Genomic DNA, 21,729 nt, shown 5'->3' with positions numbered 1-21,729 from the left:
TTCCATACAAAAAGTGGGTAAAATATTTATCATCAAAAATACTATGATTTTTAACAATGTATATCATCATTCGTTAAATTTGTTAGAAGTTATAATCAGTTAGATTCTAGCGAGAAGTCCTTTGTTTCTCCCTTTCAAATAACTGAAAGGGACGTGTAGTACAAATATAGTATTATTCGCTCAAATCTACATTATGATAAACTTGTTGAACATCTTCCAAATCCTCTAATACATCAATCATTTTTTCAAATTGTGCTTTTGCATCTTCTGGAAGTGTTATTTCGTTTTGGGCAAGCATAGTTAATTCAGCAACTGTAAATTCCGTGATTCCGGCACCTTTCAATGCTTCTTGTACGGCATGGAATTGATCAGGTTCGGCGTAGACAATGACAGAATCTTCTTCTTCAATAATGTCACGAACATCGATATCCGCTTCCATTAAAATCTCGAGTACTTCGTCCGCAGACTTTCCTTCAAGTCCGATCACAGCTGTTGCATCAAACATATATGCGACAGAACCACTGACACCCATATTACCGCCATTTTTACCAAAGGCTGCACGCACTTCTGATGCTGTACGGTTCACATTATTCGTTAATGCATCGACAATAACCATTGAGCCATTTGGTCCAAAACCTTCGTATCGAAGCTCATCATAGTTTTCGTCTGAACCGCCTTTTGCTTTTTCAATTGCACGGTCAATAATATGTTTTGGTACATTATATGTTTTCGCACGTTCAAGTACGAATTTCAATGCTTGGTTAGATTCAGGGTCTGGTTCACCTTGTTTTGCAGCTACATATATTTCACGACCGAACTTCGCATAGATACGACTTGTATTTGCGTCTTTTGATGCCTTTTTTTCTTTAATATTATTCCACTTACGTCCCATTATGAACACTCTCTTTCCACTTTAACTCTACTCAAAAATAGTAATACGAAATAAGCTACTTCATCAAGTTTTTTTCAAAATAGCTATGTTAAACTTGGTTGTTGATTTCCGCTGAAGGTACTCGCTTTTTCGCGGTTCTGCGATGAGCCTCCTCATCGCTTCGCTCTTGCGGGGTCTCATCTGTCCAGCTATTCCCGCAGGAGTCTCGCACCTTCCGCTCCAATCAACAGCGTCAATATCAATATTGAATTTTAACAAAGCCTTCAAAATAAGTACAAGGGAATTTTCCCCATTATTCATCGCTATATTCTTCGTTTACTATTATACATTAAATGTAATAGAAGTATCGAATAGTTAGCAAAAAAAGTAAGATAAAAAAAGTGCAAAATCCGATTCGATTTTGCACTTCTAGTAAACTATTAACCTTTTCTAAGTCGATGGACTTCGTCAGCGACAAATTGAACGGAGGTTCCGACAATTACTTGAATGCTTTGTGGTCCAACAATATTAATTCCCGGTACCCCAGTTGCCTTAATCTTATTTTGATCAACAGCATTCATATCTTTTACTTCAACTCTTAAACGAGTTGTACAATTGTCTACAGAAGTAACGTTCGCATCTCCGCCAAGACCTTCATAAATCTTAGCAGCCATCACAGTAAATTTATTATTTTTATCCGTTGCTGTACTTACGCCTTCATTGTCATCTACTATTTCTTCGCCTCTACCTGGGGTTGCCAAATTAAATTTCACAATAATAAAGCGGAATAAGAAGTAGTAAATAACGGCAAATACGAGACCTTGAACAATTAACATATATGGTTGATTTGCAATTGGAATTCTTAAACTTAATACAAAGTCGACTAAACCTGCACTAAATCCAAACCCAGCTGTCCAATGGAATAGAGCGGCAATCATTAAAGAAAGACCTGTTAATACTGCATGCACCAAATATAGTAAAGGAGCTGTAAACATGAACGCAAATTCAAGTGGTTCTGTAACACCAGTGAAAAATGCTGCGAATCCAGCAGCCATCATCAACGCAGCCACTTGTTTCTTTTGCTTTGTTTTTGCTGTGTGGTACATTGCAAGGGCTGCTGCTGGTAAACCAAACATCATTACTGGGAAGAATCCTGCTTGATACATTCCAGTAACACCTTTCGTACCTTTGTTTGCCCAGAACTTGCCGATATCATCGATTCCTGCAACATCAAACCAGAAAACAGAATTTAACGCATGGTGTAAGCCTGTTGGAATTAATAATCTGTTGAAGAATCCGTAAAGGCCCGCACCTGCAGCTCCTAATTTACTTATCGCTTCTCCGAATGAAACTAAACCTGTGTATACTACTGGCCAAACGAAAAACAAAATTACTGATACAACTAGCATAGAAACCGCTGTCATAATTGGAACTAATCGTTTTCCACTAAAGAAAGCCAATGCATCTGGTAATTGAACTTTACTAAATCGATTATACATATTTGCTGCGACAAGACCTGAAATAATACCAATGAAGGCGTTTCCAATTTTGGCAAAGGCAGGACTAACAGCTTTTGCATCAATGCTCTTTAACATTGCCACTGTGTCAGTTGATAATAATGTAGTTACTACTAAATAAGCGACTAACCCACTTAAAGCGGCAGATCCATCTTTTTCTTTCGCCATCCCTAATGCGAGTCCAACCGCGAATAGAATTGGGATATTATCTATTATAGAACCCCCAGCTTTGATTAAAAATGCTGCTGCCGCATTGCCAGATCCCCAACCTGTAGGGTCAATCCAATAACCAATCCCCATCAAAATAGCTGCTGCTGGTAATACAGCAACTGGTAACATCAATGATTTACCCATTCTTTGTAGATATTTCTTCATGATAACTATTCCCCCCCCGAATAAAAACTTATCTGATTATTTCTTAGTAGTTACTTCATCCGAACAAAACATTTTAATAAAACAAGTTTTCTATAAAATAAAATGAATAAGAGAAAATACAAAAGATGGCACTTTCTATATATAGAAGAATTCTATTAAATTATTAAAATGGTTCGTGATGTGAGTAATACTAATTACATTTCATTCCCCCTTTGCCTCACCTCCTTAATGTTTTTGATTTATTAACCCCATTGTTTTCTTAGTCTTTCAATATGGAGTGTAATATACCCTAGTTCATGTTCGGGCAAAGTAATGCGATATGAATTCAATATATTTTTTGCTATTTCTGTGGCACATTGATAGGACAGAGGAAATTTCTTTTTAATCATTTCAATCATTTCATTATCCATCGTATGTAGTTCATTTTGATTCATTCGCGTTAATGCAAATCGTAAATGTGTGATTAAGCGATGATAAGAGATATCGTCTTCATGAATATGGATGTTCAAAAACTCCGTTATTGTTTGAACAATATCTCTAATAATCGTAGTTTGAATAACGGTTTGACGCATATCGCCGCCCTGATCTTTCATTGTGTGAATATGGAGGGCGATATACGCAGCTTCATCAATGGGGAGTTCGATATTACATTTTTCTTTAATATATTTGATTGCCCAAAGACCGATTTCATACTCTTGTTTATAAAGTATTTTTATTTCATGTAATAACTTGTTTTTTAAATGAATGCCTTCCTGTTCTCTTTCTATCGCGAATGAAAGATGGTCGGTTAAGGCTATATGAATATGTTCATTTAACTTTGAACCAATATACTCTTCTGCATAAGTAATGATTTTTTCAGAGATGATAAAATGCTCTTCTGGGATTCGATTCAAAAGCTGTTGAAGTTTTTCATTTTCCTTCATGACAAATAGTTTTTCAATTTTTTGTTGATTGACAACATCATTTTTCTTTTTCCCATATGCAATTCCTGTGCCAATTGCTATTTTCTCTTCCTGCCCATCCCTTACTACAACAGCATTATTATTTAGAATCTTTGATATCTTCATCGAGCCATCTCCTTGTTTTCACTATACGAAACAGTGTATTACTTATCGGAAGATGTTATCACTATCGTTTTTCCCTGTAAACCTTCCTTTTCTTCTGTAACAGTATACTGTTTCTTACCTTCCATACTATTAGTAATTACTATCGGGGTTATCGTGCTTTTGGCATTTTTCTTAATATATTCCCAATCCACTTCAATTAGTAGTTGCCCGGCAGAAACTTTGTCTCCTTCACTAATTGCCACGTTGAATCCTTCTCCCTTTAAGGCAACCGTTTCTAATCCTACGTGGATAAGTATTTCTGAACCATCATCTGCACGTAATCCAACGGCATGCTTCGTTGGGGCAACTTGGATGACTGTTCCGTTAACTGGTGCATGGATATTTCCATTCGATGGGATAATAGCGACTCCTTCTCCCATCATCTTTTGACTAAAAACTGGATCTGGTACTTCCTCAATTGGAACAATTTGTCCATTAACAGGTGCATATATGTTCAATTCTTCTATTTCTTTTTTGAAAAAATTAAATTTCATTGTAAGGACTCCTTTTTTCCTATGTTACAAATATTCATGGTTTAGCAAACAGTGATCAAATAAAACTATAAAAAGGCATGGCAGCACAATAAAAGGGTTAACCCTTTTACATACCACCATGCCTGATCGTATCAGTAACATGTGATCAATATCTTATTATTAGGTATATAGTAACATTCTCTCTACAAAAAGACAAGTAAGCGGTAACATTTTTTAAAACTTTTTATCCACGATAAGAATTTCGATGTCGTAGCTTGTAAATGAGTGCAGCGACTAAATTAGATGGCATGTTCAAAAGATTGCCTTGAAGATTAAAATTTAGTTGTTCTTCCTCGAAGCTCATTTTTTCATACATTTCATTATGGTGCATATTTGCTTTCTTTTTTTGCTCCTTTATGGAAGAAATATTATTATACTCGATTGGGATCATTACGAGGAAATACAAAATTAAAACCGACCATATTATAATAAACGCGATATCCATACTACCACTCCTTTGTAGAAAATGATTGTTTCTACAATGTACTACGGATCAGGAAAGAAAATGTTTCATTCATTTAAATACATTTCTTTTATTTATTTGATCTCATGGATTCACTAATATTCCTTTTTACTTCCTCAACATTTGTATTACTGTATATACTTGTTCCATGACCGCCTGTTGTTTTAGCCAACCATTCCTTCACTTCATTATAAGACATGCCTGACTGCGCATTTTTTCTTTTCACGTCATCAATGCTTGTTCCAGCTACTGTAAATCCGCTATTATTACTTTGGTTTTCGCTCATAATATCCCTCCTAATACTATTTTCCATCATCAATATATTTTTATACTGTTGTCTTAGATATGCTCATAAAGTTTGTTGTTTATGAAAAAACAATGTCCGTTCCTTTCCGCTGCAGGAGCTTGCTTTTTCGCGGTGAGAAGTCGAGCCTCCTCGGCGCTACTGCGCCTGTGGGGTCACGACCTTTCCTCTATGTCCCGCAGGAGTCAAGCTCCTTCCGCTCCAATCCACTCAGCATTTTTAATATTATTTTGTGTTTAAAGAAAAACAACAATTTATCAGAAAAGAAGCTAAAGTACACAAAAAACTAGCTAAAATATGTAGCTAGTTTTTTTAATAAAGAATATTTTTTTGAATGGGCCTAAATGGACTCGAACCATCGACCTCACGCTTATCAGGCGTGCGCTCTAACCAGCTGAGCTATAGGCCCTTTATGTAAATTTGGAGCGGGTGATGAGAATCGAACTCACGACAACAGCTTGGAAGGCTGTAGTTTTACCACTAAACTACACCCGCAAATATAAAATAATTTTCTATGGGGCGGCTGATGGGAATCGAACCCACGAATGTCGGAACCACAATCCGATGCGTTAACCACTTCGCCACAGCCGCCATAATAATTGACAGGGGTAGTAGGAATCGAACCCACATCAAAGGTTTTGGAGACCTTCGTTTTACCATTAAACTATACCCCTAACTGGTGGAGGGGGACGGATTCGAACCGCCGAACCCTAAGGAGCGGATTTACAGTCCGCCGCGTTTAGCCACTTCGCTACCCCTCCGATAAAGATAGTTATTAAGGGATAAATTATATTTATTTAATGGCGGTCCGGACGGGACTCGAACCCGCGACCTCCTGCGTGACAGGCAGGCATTCTAACCAGCTGAACTACCGGACCAATTTATAAGTTTTACTTTTATGGCGGAGGAAGAGGGATTCGAACCCCCGCGCGGTGTAACCCGCCTGTCGGTTTTCAAGACCGATCCCTTCAGCCAGACTTGGGTATTCCTCCACTTTATGGACCCTGTAGGACTCGAACCTACGACCGGACGGTTATGAGCCGTCTGCTCTAACCAGCTGAGCTAAGGGTCCATCATTATTTATAATTATATAGCGGCGGAGGGGATCGAACCCCCGACCTTACGGGTATGAACCGTACGCTCTAGCCAGCTGAGCTACACCGCCATGATAAGAAAAGCACAAGCGCCTTGATTAGGCGCTGGAGCTGGACAGAAATGAAATGTCATGCTTTCATTTTCCTTTTAAAAAATGGAGCCTAGCGGGATCGAACCGCTGACCTCCTGCGTGCAAAGCAGGCGCTCTCCCAGCTGAGCTAAGGCCCCATCATACTATTTGTATATTTTGAATGGTCGGGAAGACAGGATTCGAACCTGCGACCCCATGGTCCCAAACCATGTGCTCTACCAAGCTGAGCTACTTCCCGTACTAAATGGCGCGCCCGAGAGGAGTCGAACCCCTAACCTTTTGATCCGTAGTCAAACGCTCTATCCAATTGAGCTACGGGCGCATATTATGAAAGTTATTTTGCTTCGTAAAAAACTTTGGTGCCGAGGACCGGAATCGAACCGGTACGGTAGTCACCTACCGCAGGATTTTAAGTCCTGTGCGTCTGCCAGTTCCGCCACCCCGGCAAGGGTTATCTGGAGCGGAAGACGGGATTCGAACCCGCGACCCCCACCTTGGCAAGGTGGTGTTCTACCACTGAACTACTTCCGCAATTTTGATGAGCCATGAAGGACTCGAACCTTCGACCCTCTGATTAAAAGTCAGATGCTCTACCGACTGAGCTAATGGCTCAAATTTTTAATGAAAATATTATTAAGTTTTCTTTATCGCTCATACAGCCAGTAATCCAAATAATAAGTGGTGCCGGCCAGAGGACTTGAACCCCCAACCTACTGATTACGATTCAGTTGCTCTACCAATTGAGCTAGGCCGGCGGATTAAGATATACTTCCAATATTTAATCTGCAAAATTACACTTTTAAATTATGAAAACTCAAAATAACTCGTACAAATAAATGGTGGAGGATGACGGGATCGAACCGCCGACCCCCTGCTTGTAAGGCAGGTGCTCTCCCAGCTGAGCTAATCCTCCATATGGTGACCCGTACGGGATTCGAACCCGTGTTACCGCCGTGAAAGGGCGGTGTCTTAACCGCTTGACCAACGGGCCAAAACTTGTAAATTTCAGCAAAATAATAGCCCCAAATAGGGGCATAGCCTGGCAACGTCCTACTCTTGCAGGGGGAGAGCCCCCAACTACCATCGGCGCTGAGAAGCTTAACTTCCGTGTTCGGGATGGGAACGGGTGTGACCTTCTCGCCATAATTACCAGACTATTTATTTAAGGGATTGTTCCCTCAAAACTAGATAGATGAGAAACAGTAATAACGTTGAATCAACCTGTCCAGCTGCGGGCGCTATCGGCTCGCGTCACTTCACTTCTTCTGTCGAAGTCTTCCAGACTTCTCCGCCAGAAGCTCCAGTGAGTTTCGCCAGAGAGCTGCGCGCCCTTCGCTTTTCTTATTAGGATAAGTCTTCGACCGATTAGTATTCGTCAGCTCCATGTGTCGCCACACTTCCACCTCGAACCTATCAACCTGATCATCTTTCAGGGGTCTTATTTAGATAAACTAAGGGAAATCTCATCTTGAGGGGGGCTTCATGCTTAGATGCTTTCAGCACTTATCCCTTCCGCACATAGCTACCCAGCGATGCCTTTGGCAAGACAACTGGTACACCAGCGGTGCGTCCATCCCGGTCCTCTCGTACTAAGGACAGCTCCTCTCAAATTTCCTACGCCCACGACGGATAGGGACCGAACTGTCTCACGACGTTCTGAACCCAGCTCGCGTACCGCTTTAATGGGCGAACAGCCCAACCCTTGGGACCGACTACAGCCCCAGGATGCGATGAGCCGACATCGAGGTGCCAAACCTCCCCGTCGATGTGGACTCTTGGGGGAGATAAGCCTGTTATCCCCGGGGTAGCTTTTATCCGTTGAGCGATGGCCCTTCCATGCGGAACCACCGGATCACTAAGCCCGACTTTCGTCCCTGCTCGACTTGTAGGTCTCGCAGTCAAGCTCCCTTGTGCCTTTACACTCTGCGAATGATTTCCAACCATTCTGAGGGAACCTTTGGGCGCCTCCGTTACCTTTTAGGAGGCGACCGCCCCAGTCAAACTGCCTGCCTGACACTGTCTCCCACCCCGATTCAGGGGTGCGGGTTAGAATTTCAATACAGCCAGGGTAGTATCCCACCGACGCCTCCACCGAAGCTGGCGCTCCGGCTTCAAAGGCTCCTACCTATCCTGTACAAGCTGTACCAAAATTCAATATCAGGCTGCAGTAAAGCTCCACGGGGTCTTTCCGTCCTGTCGCGGGTAACCTGCATCTTCACAGGTACTATAATTTCACCGAGTCTCTCGTTGAGACAGTGCCCAGATCGTTGCGCCTTTCGTGCGGGTCAGAACTTACCTGACAAGGAATTTCGCTACCTTAGGACCGTTATAGTTACGGCCGCCGTTTACTGGGGCTTCAATTCAAAGCTTCGCTTGCGCTAACCTCTCCTCTTAACCTTCCAGCACCGGGCAGGCGTCAGCCCCTATACTTCGCCTTACGGCTTCGCAGAGACCTGTGTTTTTGCTAAACAGTCGCCTGGGCCTATTCACTGCGGCTCTCTCGGGCTTGCACCCTAACAGAGCACCCCTTCTCCCGAAGTTACGGGGTCATTTTGCCGAGTTCCTTAACGAGAGTTCTCTCGCTCACCTTAGGATTCTCTCCTCGCCTACCTGTGTCGGTTTGCGGTACGGGCACCTTTCACCTCACTAGAGGATTTTCTAGGCAGTGTGGAATCAGGAACTTCGGTACTATATTTCCCTCGCCATCACAGCTCAAGGTACATGGTGACGGGATTTGCCTCGTCACCCCTCTAACTGCTTGGACGCGCTATTCCAGCAGCGCGCTTACCCTATCCTCCTGCGTCCCCCCATCGTTCAAACGGTGAAGAGGTGGTACAGGAATATCAACCTGTTGTCCATCGCCTACGCCTTTCGGCCTCGGCTTAGGTCCCGACTAACCCTGAGCGGACGAGCCTTCCTCAGGAAACCTTAGGCATTCGGTGGAAGGGATTCTCACCCTTCTTTCGCTACTCATACCGGCATTCTCACTTCTAAGCGCTCCACCAGTCCTTACGGTCTAGCTTCTCAGCCCTTAGAACGCTCTCCTACCACGGACACCAACGGTGTCCATCCACAGCTTCGGTGATACGTTTAGCCCCGGTACATTTTCGGCGCAGAGTCACTCGACCAGTGAGCTATTACGCACTCTTTAAATGGTGGCTGCTTCTAAGCCAACATCCTGGTTGTCTAAGCAACTCCACATCCTTTTCCACTTAACGTATACTTTGGGACCTTAGCTGGTGGTCTGGGCTGTTTCCCTTTTGACTACGGATCTTATCACTCGCAGTCTGACTCCTAAGGATAAGTCATTGGCATTCGGAGTTTGTCTGAATTCGGTAACCCGATGAGGGCCCCTAGTCCAAACAGTGCTCTACCTCCAAGACTCTTACCTTAAGGCTAGCCCTAAAGCTATTTCGGAGAGAACCAGCTATCTCCAAGTTCGATTGGAATTTCTCCGCTACCCACACCTCATCCCCGCACTTTTCAACGTGCGTGGGTTCGGGCCTCCAGTAAGTGTTACCTTACCTTCACCCTGGACATGGGTAGATCACCTGGTTTCGGGTCTACGACCTCAAACTCATTCGCCCTATTAAGACTCGCTTTCGCTGCGGCTCCGCCTCTTCAGCTTAACCTCGCTTGAAATCGTAACTCGCCGGTTCATTCTACAAAAGGCACGCTATCACTCGGCGTCTTTCCGAAGGAAATACGCACAGAGCTCTAACTACTTGTAGGCACACGGTTTCAGGTTCTCTTTCACTCCCCTCCCGGGGTGCTTTTCACCTTTCCCTCACGGTACTGGTTCACTATCGGTCACTAGGGAGTATTTAGCCTTGGGAGATGGTCCTCCCTGCTTCCGACGGGATTTCACGTGTCCCGCCGTACTCAGGATCCACTCTGGAGGGAACGAAGTTTCAACTACAGGGTTGTTACCTTCTTTGACGGGCCTTTCCAGACCTCTTCATTTACTTCGTTCCTTTGTAACTCCGTGTAGAGTGTCCTACAACCCCAAGAGGCAAGCCTCTTGGTTTGGGCTTCTTCCGTTTCGCTCGCCGCTACTCAGGAAATCGCGTTTGCTTTCTCTTCCTCCGGGTACTTAGATGTTTCAGTTCCCCGGGTCTGCCTTCCATACTCTATGTATTCAAGTAAGGATACTGCCCCATTACGGGCAGTGGGTTCCCCCATTCGGAAATCTCCGGATCAAAGCTTGCTTACAGCTCCCCGAAGCATATCGGTGTTAGTCCCGTCCTTCATCGGCTCCTAGTGCCAAGGCATTCACCGTGCGCCCTTACTAACTTAACCTCCTGGCGAATGATGAACTTCGCTCTGCTGCGTCAGCTTCCTCTTCTGCGGTGCTCATGTATTAAACCCATACACTCCGCTCCTCGAAGAGTTCGCTTCCTTGCATAGCTCGTTCCTCCTTCGCCAGTCTTCAAAAATGGATTGTAATCCATAAAGTGGCGATTCTCGGTTATTACTTGGTTATTTCTCATATTATCTAGTTTTCAAAGAACAAGGCTACTGATTTCAATCACATCATGATTAATCATCGTAGCATTTGCTTCATGCTGCCTTGCTCCGAGGTGAACCTAATCTTCCTCGAATAAGCATTGCCGCAGGAGCAATTCTATTTAGGTAACATTAGAGTCACTGTATAAGTAATCTCTAATTCCCTAAGATATACTGAAAGGAATTAACCTCTCAAAACTGAACAAAACGAGAACGTCTTTTTTGTAACCACGATAGTGGTCTTCCATATTCCTTAGAAAGGAGGTGATCCAGCCGCACCTTCCGATACGGCTACCTTGTTACGACTTCACCCCAATCATCTGTCCCACCTTCGGCGGCTGGCTCCAAAAGGTTACCTCACCGACTTCGGGTGTTACAAACTCTCGTGGTGTGACGGGCGGTGTGTACAAGGCCCGGGAACGTATTCACCGCGGCATGCTGATCCGCGATTACTAGCGATTCCGGCTTCATGTAGGCGAGTTGCAGCCTACAATCCGAACTGAGAATGGTTTTATGGGATTGGCGTAACCTCGCGGTCTAGCAACCCTTTGTACCATCCATTGTAGCACGTGTGTAGCCCAGGTCATAAGGGGCATGATGATTTGACGTCATCCCCACCTTCCTCCGGTTTGTCACCGGCAGTCACCTTAGAGTGCCCAACTGAATGCTGGCAACTAAGGTCAAGGGTTGCGCTCGTTGCGGGACTTAACCCAACATCTCACGACACGAGCTGACGACAACCATGCACCACCTGTCACTCTTGTCCCCGAAGGGAAATCCCTATCTCTAGGGAGGGCAAGAGGATGTCAAGACCTGGTAAGGTTCTTCGCGTTGCTTCGAATTAAACCACATGCTCCACCGCTTGTGCGGGCCCCCGTCAATTCCTTTGAGTTTCAGCCTTGCGGCCGTACTCCCCAGGCGGAGTGCTTAATGCGTTAGCTGCAGCACTAAAGGGCGGAAACCCTCTAACACTTAGCACTCATCGTTTACGGCGTGGACTACCAGGGTATCTAATCCTGTTCGCTCCCCACGCTTTCGCGCCTCAGCGTCAGTTACAGACCAAAGAGCCGCCTTCGCCACTGGTGTTCCTCCACATCTCTACGCATTTCACCGCTACACGTGGAATTCCGCTCTTCTCTTCTGCACTCAAGTCTCCCAGTTTCCAATGACCCTCCACGGTTGAGCCGTGGGCTTTCACATCAGACTTAAGAAACCGCCTGCGCGCGCTTTACGCCCAATAATTCCGGACAACGCTTGCCACCTACGTATTACCGCGGCTGCTGGCACGTAGTTAGCCGTGGCTTTCTGGTTAGGTACCGTCAAGGTACCGCCCTATTCGAACGATACTTGTTCTTCCCTAACAACAGAGTTTTACGATCCGAAAACCTTCATCACTCACGCGGCGTTGCTCCGTCAGACTTTCGTCCATTGCGGAAGATTCCCTACTGCTGCCTCCCGTAGGAGTCTGGGCCGTGTCTCAGTCCCAGTGTGGCCGATCACCCTCTCAAGTCGGCTACGCATCGTCGCCTTGGTGAGCCGTTACCTCACCAACTAGCTAATGCGCCGCGGGTCCATCTGTAAGTGGTAGCTAGTGCCACCTTTCAATTCTCCTTCATGCGAAGGAAAAAGTTATCCGGTATTAGCCCCGGTTTCCCGGAGTTATCCCAGTCTTACAGGCAGGTTACCCACGTGTTACTCACCCGTCCGCCGCTAATCTGAGAAGGAGCAAGCTCCTATCAGATTCGCTCGACTTGCATGTATTAGGCACGCCGCCAGCGTTCGTCCTGAGCCAGGATCAAACTCTCCAAAAAGATGTTTGAAATAGCTCTAGTTTAAAATAAATTAATTGACGTTTCGTTTTGTTCAGTTTTCAAAGATCAATTTCTTCGCTTTTGTAAGCGACTTTTATATATTATCACATCTTCTTTTAATCGTCAAATACTTTTTTGGGATAATTTTTTCAAATCTTTTTCGTATCAGCGATATTTATAAATTATATCAGACTAATAATATAATGTCAACATTGTAATCGAGTTTTTTAAAAAAAATCTTTCAATCTGCTGTATTTTATTTAGCAGAGTTATTATATTACTATTTTATTTTATATAAGTCAATAATCTAAAATGATTGTTTTTCTTTCATTGTAAAACCTATAAAAAAAGACTATGAAGGAACGTATCGGGTTCTCTTGAAGGGGACAATATAAGTAAATCGCATGCGATTTAGCATTAAATTAACCTTGTACATTAGCTGTTGTGCAATGCTATTTTTCTACGATATTAATTACTGATTTTATGTTCATTTTTTATTATATTGGAGGCTCTATTATTTTTCATTGTTGATTTTCGTGTAGGTATGAGAATTCATAAGCGGAGAATTTCCGTCTATTGTATATAAGGGTGGGTTAAGAAGAAGATATAGGCGGAGATATTCCGGTTAACTGCTCTAAATGCGACAAAATCCAAAGATTTGAATAAGATAAGCGGAAAAACTCCCCTTATCTTTAGGAAAATATGAGTATTTTCAAATTTAAACGGAATTTTTCCGTTTATTTTTCAAACACGGTAAATTCAACATTCAGTTATAATAGGGTCATATCAAAAGATATTCAACTTGTAAATAAATTCAGCTTTTCCGAATAGTTGATGTTTAATCAACACACGGTAAAAAGTTGATTAATAACGTTAAAAAAACTGCAATTTTTAAATAAAAGCGCAGTTTTTTCTTTGTCAAATTAGTGTGATTTCATATGTTATTTTTTTGTCCCCCAGAAGAGAACCCGTTATTTATTTAAAATTAATAATTAATCATCTTTCTACTATTATTTCTTTTTCAAACTAATCGTCCAGGCTGCATCTCCTATTTGTTCAAAATTAGTGACTGCATGACCTTCCTCTGCAGCCCAACGCGGGAGACTTTCTGTAGCCTGAGTGCAGTCAAATTTAATAACTAGTTCATCCCCTGATTCTATTTCTTCGATAGCTGATTTTGCTTCTACCAATGGAAAAGGACATACTTGCCCCATTACTTCTAAAACTTTTTGCATTTCATTTCCTCCTAAGCCATGTTTATTTTTGTTTGAACAGTAGGTGATTTCTTCCTTACTTTCGGACGAACAAAGATGAAGTATGATGCTGTCCATGTACCCAAAATTATGAACAACAGGGAAACCCAGCCTTGCCACGTCATCATCGCTGTCATCACCAATCCATTACCAATAGAACATCCACCAGCCAAACTCGCTCCAAAGCCCATTAGGTTTCCACCTATGAAACTAGTGATTCCGGTTTTTGCATCCGGCATTCTGAATCGAAATTCGTTGCTACCTTTTGCGGCAATAAATGAACCTAGGAAAATTCCTAAGACCAGAAAAATACCCCAGTTAACAAACAAGCGATCTCCCGTTACCAAATATTGAAGAATATTTGCTGATGGAGTTGTAATACCTAAACCGGACATTCTTCCAGTAGCTTCACTAAGAGGCCATGCTAAAATGGCAATTAGCCCTACTAAAATAGCTGAAAAAAATGGGTGCCACCGTTTTTCAAATAACAAATGTGCTAGTCCTGTACGTTTAGGTTTCATGGTCGGAATTGCAATTTTCGGCTTTTTTTGTTGTTTTATAACAATTCCTACGACAATCGCTACAAATAGTAAAATATAGATCCATACGGATAAACCGGTTGTTTCTGCAATCGAATTAGATGGTAATTGTACAGACTGAATCGATTGATTAACTGGAACGAGTAATCCGGATTTCATAACAGCACTCATGAACATATACCCAAAAAGGGCAATCCAGCTTCCTAGGAGTCCTTCACCAGCACGATACCATGTACCGGTTGCACAGCCTCCAGCTAGAACGATTCCAATTCCAAATACAAAAGAACCTAAAATGACTGCTAACCATGGAAAACTTCCTGCTGAAAACTCAATCACACCAAATTGGATAAGTGAAAATACCCCTACACTTTGAATAGCAATTGCAATGAGTAGTGCATAAAACATTCGATTATCTTTAGCGATGTACATATCACGAAATCCACCAGTAAGACAAAATCGACCTCTTTGCATAACAAAGCCTAGTAATGCTCCACAAAGCAACCCAGTAACAATCATTTGAAACATTTTGTTTTCCCCCTTTCAATTCCAAGTAAACTTATATGTATTATATAATATGAGTATTAAATAATTGCGTCAAGTGATAAAATTCCTATTGCAAATCTTGCTACATTTAATGTAAGAACGATAATTCCACAAAAAAGCCATCTCAAAAAGTAAGCCAAACATACATTTTGAGACAGCGTTTATCATTTTTCATTGGTTTGTTCTTTTTCATCCAAAACACATTGTATTGTTGATAACTTCTTCACGAAACAGCCCCAGTTTCCCCATTGAATTTTTCCGTATACTAAGCTGTGGATGTGCTTTATGAAGGACGGAGGGTCTTGCAAGTATGAGTACAATTCCAATGAGGAGTGCTGCCGATAGCAATAATATCCATTGAGCAGGAAAGACATCATACAAAAATCCATAAAGAATCATCCCTAGCGGCATTAGAGCCAATGACATCGTTTCAAGGATGGAGAAAATTCTCCCTTTGTAATCATCATCAATTTGCTTTTGTAACATTATTTGCATTGGTGTATTGAAGAAAATAACCATCGCACCGAGAGCAAACATTAGTAGCGTATAAAAGGAAAATACTTCGAAACAAGCTTACATGAATCCAATGACTCGACTTGATCTTGATTATCATGAAGCCATTTTATATTTCGCTATTGGTGATTCAAAAACGGCGATACATGTTATGGAAAAGGCAATTGATTTTTCAAAAGAAAACCGTCTATATTATCGAATAGATGATTTATATAGACTTGCTGCAGCGGAAGCACTTATGTCACATAATAAAGAGAAAAGGGAGTATTATATAAAAAAGTGGAAACAGTACGGTGAATTTGCTGATGATAGGCACTCCATTTTAGCCCATGAATTATTTCAAATTATGGCACTCATCGCTGAAGATCATAATTATCAGCATGCTTTGCAATTGATCAATCAATACAACTTAGATTCAAAGGATATAGGAAGTTTCAGATTTTGGTTTTATCTTGAAAAAGGTAAAGCCTTATATGGACTTGGACTTTTTAAAGAAGCACTCCTTTATCTTAAAAAAGTAGAAATACCCGAGAACTTTCATCACCCATTTGATTTATCACTATTTTATGTAACGGATTCGTACAAAGCTCTTTGTTATGTTGAATTACAAAAAATAGATTTAGCACTAGAATCGGCAAAAATAGCTGTGGAAAAGATTTCGCCACTTCCACATACGCCGTATAAAGAGATGATCTATAATACGTACGACAAAATAAAATGTAAGGCAAATAAGGCAAAAGAAGCGGAAGATTAGTAAGATAACTTCCTCCTTCATTTGTCTCTTTTCTATAAAACTATCATTTGTTTGTTTAACTCTACATGTCCCGGGTATACATATCAATGTAAGCATTATTAAAAAAACTTCTATTAAGGAGAGGATTTTAATGGCTGACAACAAATCTAAAACTATGAGTACAGAAGAAGCAGGACGTAAAGGCGGAGAAGCTACCGCTAGAAATCACGACAAAGAGTTTTATGAAGAAATTGGTCAAAAAGGTGGAGAAGCTACCGCAAAAAACCATGACAAAGAATTCTATCAGGAAATTGGTCAAAAAGGCGGAGAGGCTACCGCAAAAAACCATGATAAAGAATTCTATCAGGAAATTGGTCAAAAAGGTGGAGAAGCTACCGCGAAAAACCACGATAAAGACTTCTATCAAGATATTGGACAAAAAGGTGGAGAAGCTACTGCTGAAAACCATGACAAAGAATTCTATCAAAGGATTGGCGAAAAAGGCGGAGAAGCTACTTCTAAAAATCATGACAAAGAATTCTATCAAGAGATTGGTGAAAAAGGCGGAGAAGCTCGCTCACGTCAAAACAATGACTAGTTAAAATATAGAAAACCAGGTCCAATTACGATTGGATCTGGTTTTTTTATATTTTATAGAATCTATTATTTCTTTTTATTTTTCTTAGTTAATCTACCTAATAAAAATGCACCAGCCGCGACACCGATGACTGTGTTCGTTTTCTTATTAAAGACTTGTTTTACAACTAGATTTAAATTTTGTGGCCTTTCAGCAAGACGCCTCATGAAGTAGCCATACCAGTCACTTCCGAAAGGTACATACGTGCAGAAGTTATATCCTTCGCTTGCCAACTGTAATTGCATTTCTCTTCTGAATCCATACAGCATTTGAAACTCGAATTTATCATTAGGAATATTGTTTGCTTTTACAAATTTCTTTACATGATTAATGATATTATGGTCATGAGTAGCAATCGATGTAAACTTTCCATTTAATAAATGCCACTCAATTAATTTAATGAAATTTTCATCGATCTCTTTCTTCTCTTGATAAGCAAATTCCTTCGGCTCTTTATAAGCACCTTTTACAATACGTAAGCGGAAATTTTTATACTTTTGAATATCCTCTTCCGCTCTATAAAAATATGCTTGGATGACCGTTCCTACATTATCATAATTTCTTGATAACTCATCTAAAAGATCGAATGAAGGTTGCAGATGACTATTATCTTCCATATCAATATTGACATGAATGTTATATTTGCTCGCTCTATCAACAATTTCCTCTAAGTTATTTAAACAGAATGTATAATCAATATCTAAACCTAATTGTGTTGGTTTTAAAGAAATATGTGCATCCACATCATTTTCATGGATCGCGTCTATCACTTTAAGAATTTGTTCCTTCGCTTCTGTCGCCTCTTCTTTTTCATAGACGAACTCTCCTAAATTATCAACCGTACAGGAGATCCCGTGGGAGTTAAGCTCTTTAATACTCTTGATGGTCTCTTCTATATTCGTTCCGGCTACAACATTTTGCGCTCCCAGCTTTAACCCATATTTCTTAGCTGCACTATTTAATAATTGGTTCTGGGATAAGCCCATAAAAAGATCTTTCAACATGGCGATTTCTCCTTACAATTAGTTTTTTATATTTTTTAGTATTTTAGCAGTTTACTAAATAGCGATAATCTTTATAAAAGTACTTCTATAATATTATAGCACATCTTTGTGAATCCGTTATCATTCTAAAAATTGCGAAATTATTTATTAGAAATAAATACTAATTCTACTTTTGATAACGAAATGAACCAGTGTGTTAAAATAAAGTAAATTTAACTTATAAAAGAGGTGTCACTAAATGCAAAAGCTGCAATTTGAATCAGCCTGGGATAAAACACTATCTGATAATGATCGTGAACGAATTAAAAATGTTTTTTTCAAAACAAATTACTCCAATGATAATAGCATTCAATTTACACCTCTGTGGCAAGCAATAAATCATAAGGGAGAATTATTAGTGACCACACTAATTCATAATTTCAGTGAACATCCTGTTACTTTCAAAAATAAAAAACTGCTTTATTATGAAAACAATAAAATGATTGCTGATCATACCTTCTCCATTCCAAACTTATTAGTGGAAAAGAAAACAAGCATGCCGTGGACGTTTATTTTTCCTGCTGATAGTTTTCATCAAAAGGCGGATTTAATGAATGGCTATATTGAAATGGAATAAGGTATCAAAAAAGCGATTCTACAATTGAATCGCTTTTTTGTAGCAATTTTTATTACTTCCTCATCAACTGAATACCAAACAACATAAGAAAAGAAATCCCAATCATACATGCTACCCATAGCCAGGCCATTTCCATGTTCCCTGAGTCAATCGCTATGTATATTGCAGTTGGGGTAGTTTGCGTCTTTCCCGGAATATTTCCGGCGAACATTAAAGTTGCTCCAAATTCACCTAAGGCCCGCGCAAAGCTCATAATTGCACCTGAAATAATAACTTTCAATGATAAAGGTAACGAAATAAATAGGAAGATGTTGAATTCGCCCGCCCCATCCACACGGGCCGCATTTTCAATATCCTTATCGACCGATTCAAAACCTGTTTTACATGATTGATACATTAATGGGAAAGCAACAACGATCGCAGCAAGAACAGCTGCCCACCACGTAAACATGATTGGTTGTTGAAAGATCGATTCAATTAGCTGACCAATCAGACTATTTCGCCCAAAGAAAATAATTAGCAAAAAGCCAACTACAGTTGGAGGTAAGACGAGTGGTAAAAGAAAAATCGTTTCAATGATCGCCTTCCCTTTAAACCATCGATTTGCCATAAACTTTCCAAAAATTATTCCAAAAATAAATACGACAATACATGAGAAAATTGCAATTTCGATTGATAGTATGACTGGTGACCAAAAATTAGTAGCCATTTTTTTATTTTAACCCCTTAAATCCATACTTTTCTAAAACCTTTATCCCTGATTCACTTTGTAAATAATCATAAAAAAGTTGAGTTTCTTTTGGATGTGAGGTGTTTTTAACGATTCCAATGGGATAAATAATCGGTGCATGTGAATTTTCCGTAGCGGTTGCTACAATTTCTACTTTATTCGAACTCAAGGCATCCGTTTTGTAGACAATTCCTGCATCAACATTTCCCGTTTCTACATATGTAAGTACTTGGCGAACATCTTTAGCATATACAGCTTTGCCTTTAACATCCTCCCACAAATGTAAATGTTCTAACGTTTCCTTCGCATACTGCCCAGCCGGAACTGATTCTGGGGTGCCAATGGCAATCTTTTCAACTTTCGGTATATCTTCAAACGAGTGGATGTCTGTTTTGGAATTTTTAGAAACAACAAGGACGAGTTCATTTCTTACGAGATCAGTACCTTTTTCTTTATCGATGAACCTCTTTTGAATTAATTTCATAAATTTGTCTTCAGCTGCCGAGAAAAATAGATCAGCAGGCGCACCTTGCAGTATTTGCTGTTGCAATGCCCCAGAGGAGCCAAAATTAAAATTCACCTTTATTTGAGGGTGTTCTTTAACAAAATCATTTCGGATTTCATTTAATGCATCTTGTAAACTCGCTGCTGCAGATACTATCAATTCTACTTGCTTATCAGACTCTTTATTTTCTTTTGAATTGGAACACCCGGAAACTACAACCAATACTAAGATAGCTACCGTCGCTAAGTTAAAAAGCTTTTTCAAATACCCCACCCTCCTTTATAAAAATTTATTCTTATTAATTATAAATATTTATACTTATCAGAACAACAGACCGATTTTTCTTGCCTCAAAAAATAAGGACCTATTTCAAAATGAAATAGGTCCTTATTTGGTAGGTCACTAAAAAGCCCTTTAGTTCCCTGCTAATTTTGTTTCGAGCTTTTCGTTCGATCCTGTTCCAACCAAAGGATCTTCAGCTTGTTTAGCACGTTTAATAAAGAATGAAAGAACGAGTGCAACAGCAGCTATAAATACTGTTACTAAGAAGGAAAAATTAATTCCTTCCAACATAGCTTTCATTTCAATTTGTTGCTTCATTGCAGCCATTGCTGCTTCTGTAGGCTGACCTGTTAAATGTTTCATTGCATCTGCAGCTAATTCTTTTGCTGTTGATTCTGTACGGTTAGACATAATTGTTACTAACAATGCTGTACCGATGGCACCTGAAACTTGCTGCAACGTACTATTCATAGCAGTACCATGTGGGTAGAATCGTGCAGGTAATTGGTTTAGTCCATTTGTGGAAACAGGCATCATAACCATTGACATCCCAAACATACGCAAAGAGTAAAGAATAATTAAATGTGTATACGTAGTATCAAAACTTAATTTGCTGAAAAAATAAGTGGTTACTATTGTAATCGTTAGTCCGATGATGGCTAGTATTCTTCCGCCAATTTTATCAAATAGTTTACCAGTAATAGGTGACATCAGAGCCATCAATATTGCCCCTGGTAATAACAGGAGTCCTGCATCTAGTGGAGATATTCCACGAAGCGTTTGAACATAAATAGGTAAAAGCATCATGGCAGAAAACATCGCCATCGTAATAACCATTGAAATGACCGATGATAAAGCATACATTGGATATTTATAGATTCTGAAATTTAACATCGGTTTTTCTTGATATAATTGACGGATAATAAACCAAGCTAATGAAAGAACACCGACGATCAATGTTCCATATACTTGTGGGCTATCCCACCCTTTACTACCTGCTGAACTAAATCCGTAAAGAATCCCACCAAATCCTAGACTTGATAATAAAACCGATAACATATCAAGTCGGATGTTCACTTTATCTTTTTTATCTTTAAGCAAGAATAATCCAAGCAAGAAGACGACAATAGCAATTGGTGTAATAAAATGGAAGAGCATTCTCCAGTCAAATTGTTCAACTAGCCATCCTGATAAAGTCGGACCAATTGCTGGTGCTCCCATCATAATTAAACCGAAAAAGCCCATTGCTGCTCCCCTTTTTTCTACTGGGAAGCTCACAAGCATTACATTCATTAAAAGTGGCATCATAATTGCCGAACCTGAAGCTTGAATCATTCGGCCTGCCAATAATAAACCAAATACATGGGCAAAACCAGCGAGAATTGTCCCTACTGTAAATAAGCCCATTGCTATTAAGAATAAGCGACGAACAGAGTATTTTTGAATCAAAAATGCAGTGGTAGGAATCAACACTCCATTTACTAACATAAACCCAGTAGCCAGCCATTGCACTGTTGAAGGTCCCACTTCCAAATCCTTCATAATTGACGGTAGTGCAATATTTAATAACGTATTGTTTAAAAACGCAATAAACGCTCCAACCATTAGGACAGCAATAATCCCATACGGTGGGCGTTTCGTTGTTTTTATCGATTGTTCCATTGTTTTCCCCCTCATAGACAAACGGTCTACTTTTCTGAAC

16 protein-coding genes, 18 tRNA genes, 3 rRNA genes and 1 pseudogene are annotated in these 21,729 nt (G+C 40.5%); 3 read left to right on the top strand and 35 right to left on the bottom strand.

Annotation, left to right across the window (positions count from 1 at the left end):
- Positions 1 to 172 precede the first annotated feature (172 nt).
- From MKY81_RS07485 to MKY81_RS07335, 31 genes and pseudogenes are all read right to left on the bottom strand, one after another.
- Positions 173 to 892, bottom strand: coding sequence for a YebC/PmpR family DNA-binding transcriptional regulator (locus MKY81_RS07485; protein WP_108070539.1), 720 nt, complete (start codon positions 890 to 892; stop codon positions 173 to 175).
- Between the two features lie 63 nt (positions 893 to 955).
- Complete coding sequence (locus MKY81_RS07480; protein ID WP_341117315.1) at positions 956 to 1,192, bottom strand: hypothetical protein; 237 nt, start codon at positions 1,190 to 1,192, stop codon at positions 956 to 958.
- Between the two features lie 119 nt (positions 1,193 to 1,311).
- Positions 1,312 to 2,763, bottom strand: a complete 1,452-nt coding sequence (gene nagE, locus MKY81_RS07475) for an N-acetylglucosamine-specific PTS transporter subunit IIBC (protein WP_341117313.1) — start codon at positions 2,761 to 2,763, stop codon at positions 1,312 to 1,314.
- A 242-nt stretch (positions 2,764 to 3,005) separates the two neighbouring features.
- Positions 3,006 to 3,830, bottom strand: a complete 825-nt coding sequence (locus MKY81_RS07470; RefSeq protein ID WP_107958177.1) for a PRD domain-containing protein — start codon at positions 3,828 to 3,830, stop codon at positions 3,006 to 3,008.
- Positions 3,831 to 3,868: 38 nt separating this feature from the next.
- Entirely contained in the window at positions 3,869 to 4,363 is a 495-nt protein-coding gene (locus tag MKY81_RS07465) for a PTS sugar transporter subunit IIA (protein ID WP_107958179.1), read from the bottom strand.
- Positions 4,364 to 4,586: 223 nt separating this feature from the next.
- Positions 4,587 to 4,847, bottom strand: coding sequence for a DUF3949 domain-containing protein (locus MKY81_RS07460; protein WP_341117311.1), 261 nt, complete (start codon positions 4,845 to 4,847; stop codon positions 4,587 to 4,589).
- 88 nt (positions 4,848 to 4,935) lie between these two features.
- A complete protein-coding gene (locus MKY81_RS07455) occupies positions 4,936 to 5,151 on the bottom strand; it encodes a gamma-type small acid-soluble spore protein (protein ID WP_108070531.1) in 216 nt (71 codons plus the stop codon).
- 353 nt (positions 5,152 to 5,504) lie between these two features.
- Positions 5,505 to 5,578 (bottom strand) — tRNA-Ile (locus tag MKY81_RS07450).
- Between the two features lie 12 nt (positions 5,579 to 5,590).
- Positions 5,591 to 5,664 (bottom strand) — tRNA-Gly (locus MKY81_RS07445).
- 20 nt (positions 5,665 to 5,684) lie between these two features.
- Positions 5,685 to 5,760, bottom strand: a tRNA-His gene (locus MKY81_RS07440).
- Positions 5,761 to 5,772: 12 nt separating this feature from the next.
- A tRNA-Trp gene (locus MKY81_RS07435) sits at positions 5,773 to 5,843 on the bottom strand.
- A gap of 3 nt (positions 5,844 to 5,846) precedes the next feature.
- A tRNA-Tyr gene (locus MKY81_RS07430) sits at positions 5,847 to 5,930 on the bottom strand.
- 40 nt (positions 5,931 to 5,970) lie between these two features.
- Positions 5,971 to 6,047, bottom strand: a tRNA-Asp gene (locus tag MKY81_RS07425).
- A 21-nt stretch (positions 6,048 to 6,068) separates the two neighbouring features.
- Positions 6,069 to 6,161 (bottom strand) — tRNA-Ser (locus tag MKY81_RS07420).
- 6 nt (positions 6,162 to 6,167) lie between these two features.
- Positions 6,168 to 6,241, bottom strand: a tRNA-Ile gene (locus MKY81_RS07415).
- A gap of 19 nt (positions 6,242 to 6,260) precedes the next feature.
- Positions 6,261 to 6,334 (bottom strand) — tRNA-Met (locus tag MKY81_RS07410).
- Positions 6,335 to 6,419: 85 nt separating this feature from the next.
- Positions 6,420 to 6,492 (bottom strand) — tRNA-Ala (locus MKY81_RS07405).
- A 24-nt stretch (positions 6,493 to 6,516) separates the two neighbouring features.
- Positions 6,517 to 6,593: transfer RNA gene (locus MKY81_RS07400), tRNA-Pro, on the bottom strand.
- A 7-nt stretch (positions 6,594 to 6,600) separates the two neighbouring features.
- Positions 6,601 to 6,677: transfer RNA gene (locus MKY81_RS07395), tRNA-Arg, on the bottom strand.
- Between the two features lie 35 nt (positions 6,678 to 6,712).
- Positions 6,713 to 6,801 (bottom strand) — tRNA-Leu (locus tag MKY81_RS07390).
- Between the two features lie 10 nt (positions 6,802 to 6,811).
- Positions 6,812 to 6,886: transfer RNA gene (locus MKY81_RS07385), tRNA-Gly, on the bottom strand.
- A gap of 8 nt (positions 6,887 to 6,894) precedes the next feature.
- Positions 6,895 to 6,967: transfer RNA gene (locus tag MKY81_RS07380), tRNA-Lys, on the bottom strand.
- 67 nt (positions 6,968 to 7,034) lie between these two features.
- Positions 7,035 to 7,110: transfer RNA gene (locus MKY81_RS07375), tRNA-Thr, on the bottom strand.
- 82 nt (positions 7,111 to 7,192) lie between these two features.
- A tRNA-Val gene (locus MKY81_RS07370) sits at positions 7,193 to 7,268 on the bottom strand.
- Between the two features lie 3 nt (positions 7,269 to 7,271).
- Positions 7,272 to 7,346: transfer RNA gene (locus tag MKY81_RS07365), tRNA-Glu, on the bottom strand.
- A 46-nt stretch (positions 7,347 to 7,392) separates the two neighbouring features.
- Positions 7,393 to 7,509, bottom strand: a 5S ribosomal RNA gene (rrf, locus tag MKY81_RS07360).
- A 191-nt stretch (positions 7,510 to 7,700) separates the two neighbouring features.
- Positions 7,701 to 10,654: ribosomal RNA gene (locus MKY81_RS07355) — 23S ribosomal RNA — on the bottom strand.
- A gap of 464 nt (positions 10,655 to 11,118) precedes the next feature.
- Positions 11,119 to 12,672: ribosomal RNA gene (locus MKY81_RS07350) — 16S ribosomal RNA — on the bottom strand.
- Together the 16S, 23S and 5S rRNA genes with 18 tRNA genes alongside form the textbook arrangement of a ribosomal RNA operon.
- Positions 12,673 to 13,682: 1,010 nt before the next feature.
- On the bottom strand, positions 13,683 to 13,907 hold the full coding sequence (locus tag MKY81_RS07345) for a sulfurtransferase TusA family protein (protein WP_066235671.1): 225 nt from the start codon (positions 13,905 to 13,907) through the stop codon (positions 13,683 to 13,685).
- A gap of 11 nt (positions 13,908 to 13,918) precedes the next feature.
- Positions 13,919 to 14,989 (bottom strand): YeeE/YedE family protein, encoded by a 1,071-nt coding sequence (locus MKY81_RS07340; protein ID WP_181294581.1) that lies wholly within the window; start codon positions 14,987 to 14,989, stop codon positions 13,919 to 13,921.
- 207 nt (positions 14,990 to 15,196) lie between these two features.
- Positions 15,197 to 15,553: pseudogene (locus tag MKY81_RS07335) on the bottom strand (hypothetical protein); the annotation flags it as partial.
- Positions 15,554 to 15,584: 31 nt separating this feature from the next.
- Here MKY81_RS07335 and MKY81_RS07330 point away from each other — a divergent pair.
- Complete coding sequence (locus MKY81_RS07330; RefSeq protein ID WP_107958486.1) at positions 15,585 to 16,274, top strand: hypothetical protein; 690 nt, start codon at positions 15,585 to 15,587, stop codon at positions 16,272 to 16,274.
- Between the two features lie 130 nt (positions 16,275 to 16,404).
- Positions 16,405 to 16,851, top strand: a complete 447-nt coding sequence (locus MKY81_RS07325; RefSeq protein ID WP_066235453.1) for a KGG domain-containing protein — start codon at positions 16,405 to 16,407, stop codon at positions 16,849 to 16,851.
- Between the two features lie 65 nt (positions 16,852 to 16,916).
- Here the strand turns inward: MKY81_RS07325 and MKY81_RS07320 are convergent, their stop codons facing one another.
- Positions 16,917 to 17,894 (bottom strand): proline dehydrogenase family protein, encoded by a 978-nt coding sequence (locus MKY81_RS07320; RefSeq protein WP_066235455.1) that lies wholly within the window; start codon positions 17,892 to 17,894, stop codon positions 16,917 to 16,919.
- 238 nt (positions 17,895 to 18,132) lie between these two features.
- Here MKY81_RS07320 and MKY81_RS07315 point away from each other — a divergent pair, with 238 nt between their 5' ends.
- The gene (locus tag MKY81_RS07315; RefSeq protein WP_066235458.1) at positions 18,133 to 18,510 is read left to right on the top strand and encodes an SLAP domain-containing protein; all 378 of its coding nucleotides are present in this window, start codon (positions 18,133 to 18,135) and stop codon (positions 18,508 to 18,510) included.
- 52 nt (positions 18,511 to 18,562) lie between these two features.
- Here MKY81_RS07315 and modB read toward each other — a convergent pair whose 3' ends face one another.
- The 3 genes from modB to MKY81_RS07300 all read right to left on the bottom strand — a co-directional run bounded on the left by modB (position 18,563) and on the right by MKY81_RS07300 (position 21,689).
- A complete protein-coding gene (gene modB, locus MKY81_RS07310) occupies positions 18,563 to 19,219 on the bottom strand; it encodes a molybdate ABC transporter permease subunit (RefSeq protein WP_107958515.1) in 657 nt (218 codons plus the stop codon).
- Between the two features lie 4 nt (positions 19,220 to 19,223).
- The gene (gene modA / locus MKY81_RS07305) at positions 19,224 to 20,009 is read right to left on the bottom strand and encodes a molybdate ABC transporter substrate-binding protein (RefSeq protein ID WP_107958513.1); all 786 of its coding nucleotides are present in this window, start codon (positions 20,007 to 20,009) and stop codon (positions 19,224 to 19,226) included.
- Positions 20,010 to 20,159: 150 nt separating this feature from the next.
- Positions 20,160 to 21,689, bottom strand: coding sequence for a DHA2 family efflux MFS transporter permease subunit (locus MKY81_RS07300; protein ID WP_107958511.1), 1,530 nt, complete (start codon positions 21,687 to 21,689; stop codon positions 20,160 to 20,162).
- Positions 21,690 to 21,729 lie beyond the last annotated feature (40 nt).

Origin of the sequence: Heyndrickxia sp. FSL W8-0423, assembly GCF_038009395.1 — a bacterium.
Classification (GTDB): Bacteria; Bacillota; Bacilli; order Bacillales; family Bacillaceae_C; genus Heyndrickxia; species Heyndrickxia sporothermodurans.
This window is presented reverse-complemented; position numbering and strand designations above follow the sequence as displayed.